This is a genomic window from Terriglobia bacterium, assembly GCA_020072815.1.
Taxonomy (GTDB): Bacteria; Acidobacteriota; Terriglobia; order Terriglobales; family Acidobacteriaceae; genus Angelobacter.
The window spans coordinates 1-12,914 of record JAIQGE010000007.1; the positions used below are offsets into that span (position 1 = coordinate 1).

Here is a 12,914-nt window from a genome sequence, read left to right on the forward strand (position 1 = left end):
CGTCGCCATCAGCGCCCCATCCTTTCCCGCATGAACTTCTGTTTGCAGTTGTGCGCCGTTCCTTTTCGGAGGCGCGCGCCGCAGTCACCACAAGGCGGATTGTCGGCGTTCCACTGTTCGCGTCCGCGCGCGATCGCGAAGGTATACGTCCACTTTCCATCCTTGATGGGGATATCTATCGTTTGCTGGGCTTCGCTGGCAGCCTCGCGAGGTTGGGCGCAGGATGCGCCGCGCTCCTTGCATCCGTCTTTTTGTCTCTGAGCCTGAATGTGTCGCAGCGTGCCATTAGGCACCAGCCTTTTTCTGCGCGCGCGTGGCAAGAGCGGCTGTGAGTTGTTTTTCCGCGTTAGCGTTGCTCAAACACAAGGCACCGACTAGCTTCCGCGTTGACCGGAACAACGTGACTCGGAGTACTTGCTCACCTTCCGCAATGGTGAGCATGGCGAACAGCACGCGCCTTGGTCTCTTCCCGCCGGCCAGAGTTTTCTTCGCGGCGTCGCATACCGCACCTTCTAACCGGAACATCGCGACGGCGTTCGCGTCCGCGATTGCGATCATCAGATGCGGCTGCTTTCCTGGATTTATGGCTTGGTCCTTCACTAGCGAGGCTCCCCTGAATTGTGATTTGAGTTTCAGATTTCGGAGATTGCTCGCCGTGCAAGCGGCCCGGAGCAGCAGTCAGTCTCCAGGCGGACCGGAGAAGTATTTCCAGTCCAGGGCAGCGAAGTAGTGCCGCCCTTTACTACGTTTCAGAAGTTACCACACCTTCTTTGCAAACTGCCAATCGCGCAGCAGCGCTAGCCACGCAACGTGGCCAGCTCGCCGGCATATGCCTTCGCCAGGAGATCGGCGGCCTTCGTAGCCATGGACGCCACGTCGGACGCGCTCACACTGACGCGGTGGTCTTTGCCCCTGTCCAGGATGTTGTTAAGAAAGTCGGTCAATTTGGCCTTAAGCGTGCCTGCCATTGTCGCCCCGAGATTGAGCTTCGCCATAGCGCTAGACACGGCTTCTCCTGCCTGAAATACCTCGCCGGCGTCAAGGATCATCTCCTGTTTCCCAGCAAACACCTTTGCGAAAAAGCCGCGAAGCTCACTCTCGACAATTTGCTTGATATGGTCTGCTTCGAGGACATCGGTAGCCATGCAAATCTCTCCATGGCGAGCGAGCGTGAGAGCTTCGCCAAACGAGAACCCGCGCTGCTTGGAGATGGCCATCGCCGTGTCGCGCAATGTGATCGACGTGATGTCTACATAGCTGCGCCGGTCGTCGCTCAATTTGAGGGTATCTGCCGGATTCACTCTATTCCAGTCCTGAGTGGCAATCTTGTTCCGCAGCCCATCCGCGTATGCTTGCACGCAGGCATCAGCGGCGTTCGCAACTACTGAGCGGGCATCGGCGGGGCTAAGACCTTCGCCCGCAGTGTTGCCCATTAGACTCTTGTTCAAAAAAACACTAAGAACGGCTTCTATTCCGTCTACAAGCTGCCGCCCCAGACCCAACTTTTCCAATGCGGACTCAACCTGGGCGACTGCTTCGTTAATGAAGGTATTGATTTGCCGAGGACCGCCCGGAGCCGTAAGAATCGGAATCCATCGAAGCATTGCATCAGTGCACGGTTGCCGGATCGACTCCGCGTTTGTGGCGTCCGACATGTTGGAAACAGGTTCACGGCGAGCGAGCGTCAGAGCTTCGCCGAAGCTGATCCTCTTCTCGCGTGCTATCCTCGTGGCTGTCGCGGCCAGCCCTTCGTTGATTACCGGGTAACGCATTGTTCCACCTCGCATTCACGTAGGACGCCACTCTGGAGCAAGTCCGCGGCCTCGGCGGGCGTCAACCACAGCTTCTCGCCAATCGCCACTCTACGGCCAGCGATACCGATTTGGTCGAGCGCTTCATACAACTGATGACTTGTCGACTTCTTTCTTTCGCCTGGGATTCGAACACTGTTGACGGCGCTCGACGCCAAGAGGAACACTCCCTTTGCCGACGCAGTAAGCTCCTCGATGGTCTTCGCCTTCGCTTCAATGAAGACCCGCATGTTGTTTGCAGAAATACGAAGTGAGTCGCCAACTGATTCCAGATGCGTTTTGTCAAACCCCCGCAGCAGTCCGTCGATTTGATTGGCACTGGAAGCAAGAGCATCCATGGCCTGCTTAAGCTCTTGTGTCAGCTCCACGATGCGAGCAGGCCCGGATTCCGCAGATGCCAGCGATGAATCAACCAGTTTACACAGTTGATCGCGCTTCGCCTGTTTTGTCGCGGTTTCAAGCTCACTGCGGAATGTCTCCAGCTCCGCCGATAGTGCTGCGATTGCCGAGCCATCGTCGGCCAGCTCGCGCCGAGCAGTCGAAATGCCCTCATCAATCTCGCGCAGCTTTGCCTTTGCCGCCGCGTCGCCGGTACGCGCTGCGACAACAACTCTGGTGCGCCCTGATTCAAATCCCGCGATACACTGCGCCAGTTTCCCTTGGGATTCGCGAAGCGAGGCGAGCGTACCCTCATGCGCTTCAATCTGCTTTTGCAATGTGACGATGCTCACGTCTCTCTCCTTTTTTACTCCCCTACTTCTTGCCGTTTCGGGGGCAAGGCCCACTCGGGGCAAATCAGCCGAGTGAGCCCCACATGCCGCCCCGATGCGCCGGAGGATGCTAGCGCACAGCTCAATGTTTTTCCTTAGCAGGGCAAAGCCACCCCACCACTCGACCGAATACCGTTAAGTCTGGAAACATCTCCACTGTCCCAGAGTCCAAGCGAGCAAGGAAAATGTCCTTAAGCCCCGGCCTCGCTAACAAGCAGTCCCCCCCTTTAATACCAGCAGGTCTCTTCTTCAGAAAACCAGCCAGGTAGTTGCCTTTGGCGGATATGGCGATGAACGCTCCTGCTTCGAGTGCGTTTAAATCTGTTCCCGATGGATCAACCAGCAGGATATCCCCCTCCGCGAAGGGCTTACCTACAGTAGGCAAATCGGCCGCTTCAAACGACTGCCATCTAATCGTGAACGGCTTCCCTTCGCTCCGCACTCGCAAAAAGCGCGTCGAGAACTTATTGACGATCATCCAGTCTTTGAACTGTTTATCTTCCGGTCCTTCAAGAGAGCGTATGTGAATATCGTCATCGGCTGCTGAAGATGTGCGGTCTGCTCGAAGCTTGTCGCCTATCGATTCCAACACTCCTAACTCCACTCCAGCCTCACCCAAAAACCAGATCGCATCGTCGTAGCGCTTCTGTTCGGCGGCGACCTTGCCGAGTCTCACTAGAAGATCAGTTGAAGGCGGTTTCGCACCGCTCTGACATGCAGACACCAGGGACTGCGGCACTCCTAAAGCGTCCGCAAATTGCCCCTGATTCATGCCAGTAAATTCCTGGAGCGCCCTTATCTTCTCCGGATACTCGGTCTTTGGCTTCATTTTCCTCTTGCTTTTGTTTACCATTTGATATTACTCTACTTATCGTTTGTTAAATCTGCCAAAGTGAGGGCATTAAATTGGCAACCTCGCCAGACCAAGACACAGCGCTTCGGCTGCTTGTAACCGAGATCATTAAACGCTGTCCAAAAAAAAGGGAACAGATCGCCGAGGAGCTGAGTTCTCGGCTCGGCCAGCATATCACGGTGCACATACTGAATTCATATACCTCAGCCGTCAACCGTTCTTCCCGTTTCCCCGCAGCTTGGCTCGAAGCGTTCAGCGAGATCGTCGGCGATGACCGACTCGAAAAGTATGTCATCAGCAAACGTAACCGTGACGTGTTGGAGTTTGGAGAAGCAGCCGCGAACGTTCTCACAGAGACGGTACGAAAAGGACTGCGTTTCATTGCGCGCAGAAAGCCGCGCAAAGGGAAGCGCGTTTCCAAGCATGGGAGCGCCTGAAATGTCAAACATCAGCACCCCCGTGGGAACCTCGCTGGTCAATAGGTCACGTAGGGTAGCCCCACAAATTCTTTTGAGGGGCCTTGTCACGCGCAACACCGGGCAAGGAATTGATTTGGTAAGGGGGATCAGACCCCCAAAGCGGAATTTTTAGCTGAGAGAGCGAAATGGCAGAGACGGCAAACACGAAAACAGAGATGCGGACGGGTAAGCATCGTCCCGGATACCGCCCTCCGCGCATGGGGGAAAAGCGCCGCACCCGGCAGCCGTTGTGGATCGACCGGCTCGGGCAAAACGTGCGCGACGCAATTGTCGAAGAACGCGCGTTGGGGAAGACCTGGTTGCAGGTATCGCAAGCCGTTTCGCCACTTGCCGGGCGGAGACTTGCTTGTTCGACCCTTGCTCGCTGGTTTGACCTTCGGATTGAACAGCCGCAAAGGGAAGCGCAGGGATCAGCAGCCTTGCTGTCCGCAATGCTCAGGCTTACTCAATTGATTGAATCTCGTTTCCCGCAGACTTCAGCAAAGGAGCAAGTCTCTCTGTAGACACTGTTTTTTTATGCCACCACGCGCCGACTGGATTACGTTCGCCGAGCTTGTCGCCATCACCGGGTGGGACAGGAGCACAGTGTTCCGCAAGCAGGGAAGCGGGGAACTGAAGACGCGCCCCGGCGCGCGCATGGGCAACGGCAAGTCCTCTCAACAGTACAACGCCAGCGACCTGCCTATGGACTTCCAGGCCAAGCGCCTTACACAAAAGATCACCGCCGCGCCGTTGGCGCTGGTGAAGTCTTCCGAGCATCCCGTTGTCAAATTGGACTCGCCAGACAGCGACAAGGTCATCCGCTCGCTGGCGTCGCTCGACCCGGAAGACAGGAAACAGGCCGAGCAGCGGTTGCAGGTTATCGCTCCGATGATCAAATTCGTCAACACGAAGAACGGCAGCACGCCGCTGTTCAAACTCGGTGCAGGAAGCGCCGAGATTACCAGCCTGAGTGAGATCGTGAAGCACTTAGTCACGGTTGGCCTCGGCTCAGAGAGTTCCATCTGGAGATGGTGGAAGGCATACAAGCGCGGCGGACCGGGCGCCCTGGCGGACGGACAACGTAGCGACGCCAACCTGTCGCGCTTCTTCAGCCGGCACAAAGATGCTGCGGCCTTCGCCACCAACAAATTCTTGAACGAACGCCTGAGCGTGCGGCTTACGCACGAGGCTTTAGATCGTGAATGGCATCGCCTGCGTTTAAACGCCGGCGACGCGCCGCCAAGCTATGAAACCACGCGCGTCTTCCTGAACAGCCTTTCGCCTATCATCTCCCCGGTCTCTCCCGCGATGAAGCTCGCAAAATACTTCGGACAGAGCTTCCGAAGATCGCCGCCGCCTCCATGGAGAAGATGATCGACCAGTGCTTTGAGGCCGACTACTACCGCGGTGAAAAGCGCAAATATATTTCGGCCCGGCTGCTGTTCTTTGCCATTGAAGAGGCACGGCTGCGGAAGAACGAGGCGGACGCGGCGGCGCTGGCGAAGGGAGCTAGCGCATGAGCCACGAGCTTGCCAATTCGCGGAACGCGCAACTGTGGCCGTCGCAATTGTCGGCTTTGCATTCGCTCTTCCATTTATATGCGCCGCGCTTCCTGAACCTCGGCCCTGACAGCGCCGCGCGCAACGAGCGTCTGGCGTGGGCCTCTGGAATTGTCGGGCATGAATTGGACAGCTTTTCCTCGCTGCTCCCGGATGAGGCCGCGCGGCTGATTGACCTGATGAAGAAAGCGCTCGGCCAGGAGATCACACCCGCTCGGCGTAGGCTTCCAGATCGCGACCAGGCGCACGCCTACGGAACTGCGGGAAGACGCGCCAACCCTTCGAATGAAATACGTCTCGTGGACGCGCCAACATTGGAGCTGCTCGGCGATTTGCGCTTGCAGCTCGGCTGGACGCCTGAGCGCTTCGCAGGTTTCCTTAATTCCACGTCATCGCCCGTGCGCGGCGGAGCGATCCGCACGCTCGGAGAAGCGAACAGCGTCATTTGGGCGCTAAGGAACATGCTGCGCAGAGCGGCGCGCGCAGCCAACCCCAACGAGAAGGGAACTCACACACAAAAGAAAGGTTTGAAGCGCAGGTCCGCCATACACGGCGGAACCGGCTTTTTGTTCTGAAACAGAGAGAGGCAACGACTATGACAAGGACCACGAAACAGACACCCCCTAAGAACCTTTCAGAGCGCGACCCTGAGCTTTACCGCGCTCTTCGACGGACTGCGGGACAACCAACAACCGTACAGGAGAACGAAGAGCATGGGAACGCTGCGCGACTGCTATCGTTCAAGGCAATCAACAGCAGCGAGTATGCCGGCGAAGCGCCGGCAATGGACATTGTGCTCGCTCGGCAACTCCGCGCGGACCTGAGCTTCGACTTGCATCTAACGAGTGCGTGCAGCGACCGCGGCATGCTCAGCGACAGTCTGCAAACAGCTTTGTTATTGGCGCAATTCATTGCGCTCGTTCTTCCGTGGGCTAGAGCTGCACAGGGCACCACGGGCGTTCGCGCAAGCCTTCTGATTGCCGAGTCTTTCGAACGCACCTGCCTCGGGTCGGTCATTCCCGCAAACAACGATTTTTTTAATACAGGCAAGAGCTGTGCCAGCGGCAAGGACGCATTTATGCAGCGCGGCTATGCGATTCAGTCTGATCCAACGTTCCGCGAAGTATTGCTGGCCAATGATTCCCATGTATACCTGACTCGTCTGGCGAACTGGAGCGAGGCCGGCGACCAAGACGCGAAAGAGGTGTTCTTGTTTGTCTTGAATCACGAACTAGCGAGCTGCGACAGCATCTCTCTCTAAAAACAACAAACGCACCGAGACCGTGCGATCAACACGAACCCCGGTGCTAACCACAAATCGAAAAGAGGCTTCGACCCATGGCTAAGACCACTCTAGCATCACTCCTGCTCGCCATCACCTTGAGCATCATCGCTGGCTGCGGCGGCTGCTCACTCGCTCCGCCCCAAACGTCCACGCCCAAGCCGTCCGCCATCACGGTCACCTGGCAGTTTCAGGATGGTAATGGCTACCACATGTGGATAGATCGTTCGTCGCTCGGTTGCGCGTTCGGCGTGTGCGACTCCGATCTCCAGCTCTGGCATTTTCACAAAGACCACTGCGAAAGCTATTGGAACGGGCGAACGCCCGCGCAATGCGCAGTGGCCACTCACCTGGATGAACTGTGGTTTGTCCTGCACCATGATGCAGACGGCGCGTGGCGCTGCATCGGCTTCAATTACGTTGACTATCTCAGCCGCAAATGGAAGGTGCAAATTCTCACCGTGGCCGGCCACGCGCCCGGCTATACCATCATCCCTGCATCGGTCACGGCAAGCGATCCACCTACTTCTTACGATGCCATCGTGCAGCGCGATCCGCCCGGCGATATTTCCAGCGACTTCACGCCGCCGCCAGGCGCGGTTAACTTCTCTAGCTCCTGGCAGACTGTGGCGGGGTTGGAGCAGTTCACCTCGGCTTTCACCGGCACCGTTTCCGCGCTCATGTCGCATCAGCACGAAGGCTGCCTAGACGAGCATTGGGATTTCGTCAACGGCGAGCCGGTGTTCTTTGGAGCGCTCGTCGGCATCGGCGACAACGCGGACTGTATCCCGTTGCCGCCCGCGCAAGCGATGGTGCGCGTGCGCTGAGAGCGCGTACAATTCTGACTTATCGTCGCGGGATGGCTGCCGGTGGCCATCTCGCATTTTGCTTTGAAAGAGAGAGAGAGGGAACCTTTGTGATGACCTTTAGGAGATACTCGTTGTGTGTGCTCGCAATGCTGGCATCTGGCTTTTGTTTGATGGGACAGACCAGGCCGAGCGCTGGTCATGAACCCGCAGGCGCGCCTGGAATAAGCGAGGGCTTTCGAAGCGCAGCGGAGAACGTTGTTGATTGCCTCGATGGAGCGGAGCTTATAGCCGACAAGTCCGATGTTGTGTTCTTTCCGCAGAGTCTCCAGTGTCGCGCGATGCTCCGTAGATTGGAGAGGTCCGCCGCCACGACACAAGAACACTCGAGGCAATAATGCGACTAGGATTTCATGCGACTAGGATTTGGCATTTCCTAGTCGCACCGCCATAAGACTCAACGGCTTACAGCCGCTTCTTGACACTTTCCGTCCCACACCACTGTCATCTTTTAAAAATCCACCCAACCCCACGCCATCCCCCCAACCCCACGCCATCCCGCAACATCCCGCAATATTCCGCGACGTTCCGCGACTGTCATCTACTTTCTGTTTCCCCACGCGGAGGCGCGGAGAAGCAAAGAAGAATTGGCCGCGAATGCACGCGAAAACGCGCGAATCAAAAAAAACCGAAGTCAGGGATGGAAGCGTACTAAAGCCTGTTTGCGCGACAACCCGCACCTCTCCTGATTCGTGTTCATTTGCTTTGATTCGCGGCTAATCTTTGTTTTTCTCCGTGTCTCCGTGCCTCCGTGGTGAATAGCCCCCGTCGCTGGTAGTATTCCTTTGTTTGCTTCGCGGTGAGGCCATCTAGTGCGCCGAACCGCGTGCTGCAAGCGCGGATGACACGCGGCGCAAGGTGCAATCTTAGGCGGTTTGGAGCGGAGCGACATGAAGAGAAGAATAGCTGTCGTCCCCGGCGACGGCATCGGCAAAGAGGTCATTCCCGCGGCCATCAAAGTTGTTGAGGCTTCTGGTGCGGCGGTGGAGTTCACGCACTTTGACTGGTCGGCTGACCGGTATCTCAAAGACGGCACCACCATCCCGCCGGACGGCTTTGCCATGCTGGAGCGCGACTTTGACGCCATCTTCGTGGGCGCGCTGGGCGATCCGCGCGTGCCAACGAACATCCACGCCAAGGAAATCCTGCTGGGCATGCGCTTCAAGATGGACCTGTATGCCAACGTGCGTCCGGTGAAGGTGCTGGACGAGTCGCTGTGTCCGCTGAAAGGCGTGAAGCCGGAAGAGATTGATTTTGTGGTGGTGCGCGAGAACACCGAAGGCCCGTACGTGGACGCTGGCGGCGTGCTTAAGCAGGGAACCGCCGACGAGATCGCCACGCAGGAAGATTTCAACACCCGCAAAGGCGTGGAGCGCGTGGTACGCTTCGCGTTTGAACTGGCGCGCAAACAGGGCCGCAAGAAAGTGTTGATGTCCGACAAGTCCAACGTTATGACCTACGCCGGCGGGTTGTGGCAGCGGGTGTTCAAACTCGTCGCCGCCGAGTACGCGGACATTCAGGCGGCGCACATGTACGTGGACGCGCTGTGCATGCACATGGTCCTGAACCCCAAGCAGTTTGACGTAATCGTGACCAACAACATGTTCGGCGACATCATCACCGACCTGGCCGCCGCGCTCCAGGGCGGGCTGGGGATGGCCGCCAGCGGAAATATCCATCCGGGAAAGACGTCCATGTTTGAGCCGGTGCACGGCTCGGCGCCGCCGTTCGCGGGGAAGAACGTGGCCAATCCCATTGGGGCGATCTCCACGGCGGCCATGATGCTGGAACATCTGGGCTTCGCCAAAGAAGCCGGGCGGATCAATCAGGCGGTGCTCGAAGCCGTGCAGCAGAAGAAGACGACGGCTGACATCGGCGGGAGCCTGGGGACGAAGGAAGCGGCGGAGTGGATTGCTGCTTCTTTATCCCGAACGCAGTGAGGGATCCCTATCGGCTTCGTCATTGCCGGCTAATGGCGTCGAACTGAATTGCCAAAATCGCCGGAATTGCCAAAATTGCCAGGAGTGAAAAAGCCGCTAACCTCGTTTAGGCCATCGCTTAGGTCATCCAAGGCGTGCTGAGCGGGCCGTTCTTTCACCGTTTTGCGCTGGAAGCGCGAAAAAGAAACCATTTGCCATGTTCAAACAACAGACCCCAACTAAAAATTCAGCAGTTCGCTGCAAGAAATTCTCATTTCACATTTTATTTTCTGCAATTCCGTACATTGTTGCTTCACAAGCTAACTACGGTTGGCTATACTGTATCTGCGTAGGAGAACGCCCGTCATGAAACACATAACGCAAATCTCGTTGCGGAGGCTGACAGAACTAGTTGCTAGTTCTGATAGCCCATGGGCGTTTGGCAATTACCTTAGCTAACCTCAAGCGCTTCAGTCCTAAGCAAACCCTGTAACACACCCGCTGTACCGGCACGTGCGCCGGAAGCGAAACCATTTCCGCTGGGTGGCGAAGTCTGTGGTTACTTCGACACGTAATCGACCAGATGCCATAGGCGTTTGTTCCCCCAGCGATGGGCTCCCAACCGGTTGTTCAACAAGGGCGTCAGGCCCTGATTTTCATTGGCCATTTCGGCGCGAGCGGACTCGCGCCCCGAGACAAATTGATATCGCCATGGTTCGGTCAGTGGCGGAGATTGCGGATACTTCGCTTTCCAATCGAAGGCGGCGCAAGCTGCCATCCGCAGTCGTGTGTTCCCTGACCCTGAAACATCGTCAGTGGCGAAGGCAAGAGTTACTTCTACCTCGAAGGTCGCAGGTGCAAATCCTGCCGGGGCGCAAGCTCCGTAGCTCAGTAGCAGAGCGGCGAGCCCAAAAACTCTTACCGACTTATTCCCTGGCGACTATTTTTGCCGGTGGTGAAGGCTTGGGTTACTTCACTGTTAATGAAGGCTAAGCTCGCAAGAGCTTTTCCGACCCGAGGCCGATTGTTCCCCGGCAGGTTCAAGGTTGTAAGAAAGAGTTTCACCAGGGCGGAACCCAGGCTGGTTGCAACACCTGAGTTCCTTAGCAGCAGTCAACGTTGGAAACAAGTTTCACCGGTGGTGGAGGCAGGAGATACATCGCCTGTCCGTGGACGCGGGTAACCGCCAACTCATCGCGCGCGCAAATTCGGCGCATGATGGGAGCGCAAGTCCCGCCGGCATCTCGAGTGCTGTAGTTCAATTGAGAACAACGGACCTAATTCTCCGGTCAAATGTTCCCCGTGAGGAATTTGGTTCCAACGTAAGCTGCTTTACGAAGTATCGTCGGTGGCGAAGGTCCGGGTTACATCGCCTGATAAACGACCGGCCTAATAGGCTGGAATACCTGGATCGCTGGTTCCCCGGCGAATTTTCCGCGGCCTGCGGGCTGCTTAGAAAGTTCGTTTATGGACTTACGAAAAGTGTATGGTGGTACGCCGGTGGGGCAGGCATCGCAATGCGACACCTGTGTTTACGCGCGCATCATTCGTGGCTACTCAGAGAGTGAGAAAATCACGCTTTGCGATCGTCTGCTCGAGGTGATCCGCATTCCCTTTCGTGTCCGGGAGTGCACTGACTACGTTGACAAACGGCTGCCTTGCGTTGAAGACCTGGAAGATATCGCGTGGCTGTTGAGAAGCAAGAGCGCCGGTAAGAAAGCAGGCTTCGTCGCGGTCAATGAATTGCGGGATTCTCAAGTTGCGGAAGAACAGTCGCAAGAGCTTCCGGAAGAGATCCCGGAAGTGATACCCGAAGACGTCCCGGAAGAGGTTCCCGAACAGATGCCGGCTGCTACGGCAGCCAGGAAATAAGCTATCGCGGGCGGAGGCGCCTGCGGTCCACAAACAAAGAAGAGGAAAACATCATGGCTCGCATGAACACGCTCAATCTCGGCAACCTGCCCTGGTTCAAGGGACACCGCACGCATGAAGGCGCGCCGGCGCGGCACATCTCCGCGGAGCAGCAGCTGCGGCGCTCGGTGCTGGCCTGCATGCTGTGGGAAGACCAGTTCTATGAGGACGGAGTGGCCATCGCCGGCCGTATCCGCGAGCTGGTGGCCAAGGTGCCGGCGGAAAAGGTTGCCGCGCTGGCGGTGGAAGCCCGCACGCAGATGAAGTTGCGTCACGCGCCGCTGTTGCTGGTCCGCGAGATGGCGCGTCTGGCGACGCACCGTGCGCTGGTCGCGGAGACGCTGGCCCGCGTCATCCAGCGTGCCGACGAACTCAGCGAGTTCGTGGCGCTCTACTGGAGCGAAGGCAAACAGCCGCTTTCGGCGCAGGTGAAGAAGGGGCTGGCCGCGGCGTTCACGCGCTTTGACGAGTACGCGCTGGGCAAGTACAACCGCGCCGCGCCGGTAAAGCTGCGTGACGTACTGTTCCTGTGTCACGCCAAGCCGGTGGACGCAGCGCAGGCCGCGCTGTGGAAGCGCCTGGTGGAAGGCGAACTGGCAACGCCGTACACCTGGGAAGTTGCGCTTTCCGGCGGAGCCGACAAGCGCGAAGCCTGGGAGCGCCTGCTCAGCGAGAACAAGCTGGGCGCGCTGGCCCTGTTGCGCAACCTGCGCAACATGGCGGAAGCCAAGGTCAGCGAGCAGGCCATCCGCGACGGCCTGGCGCGCATGAAGACCGAGCGTGTTTTGCCTTTCCGCTTTATCGCTGCAGCGCGTTACGCTCCGCAGTGGGAGGCGGAGATCGAACAGGCGATGTTCCGGGCGTTGGTTGCGCAGAACAAGGAAGGCCAAGCCAAGCTGCCGGGAAAGACCGTGCTGCTGGTGGACGTCTCCGGCTCCATGGACGCGCCGCTCTCGCGCCGTTCAGAGATGCGGCGCAATGACGCGGCCTACGGGCTGGCGGTGTTGCTGCGCGAGATCGCCGAGCAGGTGAGCATCTACACTTTCTCCGATGATCTGGTGCGCGTGCCGGCACGGCAGGGGTTCGCTCTGCGTGACGCGCTGAACGCCAGCCAGCGTCACAACGGAACGTACCTGGGCAAGGCGCTGCAGGGTCTGGACGAGAAGTACGACCGCTTGATCGTGATCACCGACGAGCAATCGCACGATTCCGTCCCCAACCCCAAGGCGCGGGGCTGGATGCTGAACGTGGCCAGTTACCAGAACGGTGTCGGCTACGGCGCCTGGATGCACGTGGATGGCTGGAGCGATTCGGTCATTGAGTACATCCGCGCGGCCGAGCCGGTGCTGGAGTAAAACGTTGCCGCTGATCGTTTGTTCGAAAGTTCGTTCGACGATCAGCGGCATTTTTTTAGCTCTTGTGCCGCACCTACGGCGCTCGCATCGTTCTTCCTGCCTTCCCAGGCCTGCCGGCCTGGGCTAA

General features: G+C 57.9%; 14 protein-coding genes. 10 read left to right on the top strand and 4 right to left on the bottom strand.

What is annotated here, in order from left to right; translation table 11 throughout:
- Positions 1-285 precede the first annotated feature (285 nt).
- From LAO20_10325 to LAO20_10340, 4 genes are all read right to left on the bottom strand, one after another.
- Positions 286-600, bottom strand: a complete 315-nt coding sequence (locus LAO20_10325) for a hypothetical protein (protein ID MBZ5531817.1) — start codon at positions 598-600, stop codon at positions 286-288.
- A 197-nt stretch (positions 601-797) separates the two neighbouring features.
- A complete protein-coding gene (locus LAO20_10330; protein MBZ5531818.1) occupies positions 798-1,772 on the bottom strand; it encodes a hypothetical protein in 975 nt (324 codons plus the stop codon).
- Positions 1,757-2,542: a hypothetical protein gene (locus LAO20_10335; protein MBZ5531819.1), complete on the bottom strand. Its 786-nt coding sequence runs from the start codon at positions 2,540-2,542 to the stop codon at positions 1,757-1,759. Before LAO20_10335 ends, LAO20_10330 begins: the two co-directional genes overlap by 16 nt.
- Positions 2,543-2,663: 121 nt before the next feature.
- Complete coding sequence (locus LAO20_10340) at positions 2,664-3,410, bottom strand: hypothetical protein (protein ID MBZ5531820.1); 747 nt, start codon at positions 3,408-3,410, stop codon at positions 2,664-2,666.
- Between the two features lie 77 nt (positions 3,411-3,487).
- Here LAO20_10340 and LAO20_10345 point away from each other — a divergent pair, with 77 nt between their 5' ends.
- The 10 genes from LAO20_10345 to LAO20_10390 all read left to right on the top strand — a co-directional run bounded on the left by LAO20_10345 (position 3,488) and on the right by LAO20_10390 (position 12,787).
- Positions 3,488-3,871 carry a hypothetical protein gene (locus LAO20_10345; protein ID MBZ5531821.1) on the top strand — a complete coding sequence of 128 codons (384 nt, stop codon included), beginning with the start codon at positions 3,488-3,490 and terminating at the stop codon, positions 3,869-3,871.
- Positions 3,872-4,038: 167 nt separating this feature from the next.
- The gene (locus LAO20_10350) at positions 4,039-4,416 is read left to right on the top strand and encodes a hypothetical protein (protein ID MBZ5531822.1); all 378 of its coding nucleotides are present in this window, start codon (positions 4,039-4,041) and stop codon (positions 4,414-4,416) included.
- Positions 4,417-4,429: 13 nt separating this feature from the next.
- Entirely contained in the window at positions 4,430-5,269 is an 840-nt protein-coding gene (locus tag LAO20_10355) for a hypothetical protein (GenBank protein ID MBZ5531823.1), read from the top strand.
- Entirely contained in the window at positions 5,257-5,415 is a 159-nt protein-coding gene (locus LAO20_10360) for a hypothetical protein (GenBank protein MBZ5531824.1), read from the top strand. Before LAO20_10355 ends, LAO20_10360 begins: the two co-directional genes overlap by 13 nt.
- Positions 5,412-6,029: a hypothetical protein gene (locus LAO20_10365; protein ID MBZ5531825.1), complete on the top strand. Its 618-nt coding sequence runs from the start codon at positions 5,412-5,414 to the stop codon at positions 6,027-6,029. The genes LAO20_10360 and LAO20_10365 overlap by 4 nt, the downstream gene beginning before the upstream one ends.
- A 209-nt stretch (positions 6,030-6,238) precedes the next feature.
- Positions 6,239-6,715 (top strand): hypothetical protein, encoded by a 477-nt coding sequence (locus LAO20_10370; protein ID MBZ5531826.1) that lies wholly within the window; start codon positions 6,239-6,241, stop codon positions 6,713-6,715.
- Between the two features lie 77 nt (positions 6,716-6,792).
- Positions 6,793-7,563 carry a hypothetical protein gene (locus LAO20_10375; protein ID MBZ5531827.1) on the top strand — a complete coding sequence of 257 codons (771 nt, stop codon included), beginning with the start codon at positions 6,793-6,795 and terminating at the stop codon, positions 7,561-7,563.
- 929 nt (positions 7,564-8,492) lie between these two features.
- Positions 8,493-9,542 carry a 3-isopropylmalate dehydrogenase gene (locus LAO20_10380; GenBank protein ID MBZ5531828.1) on the top strand — a complete coding sequence of 350 codons (1,050 nt, stop codon included), beginning with the start codon at positions 8,493-8,495 and terminating at the stop codon, positions 9,540-9,542.
- 1,446 nt (positions 9,543-10,988) lie between these two features.
- The gene (locus LAO20_10385; GenBank protein ID MBZ5531829.1) at positions 10,989-11,393 is read left to right on the top strand and encodes a hypothetical protein; all 405 of its coding nucleotides are present in this window, start codon (positions 10,989-10,991) and stop codon (positions 11,391-11,393) included.
- A 53-nt stretch (positions 11,394-11,446) separates the two neighbouring features.
- A complete protein-coding gene (locus tag LAO20_10390) occupies positions 11,447-12,787 on the top strand; it encodes a TROVE domain-containing protein (protein ID MBZ5531830.1) in 1,341 nt (446 codons plus the stop codon).
- The last annotated feature ends 127 nt before the right edge of the window (positions 12,788-12,914 follow it).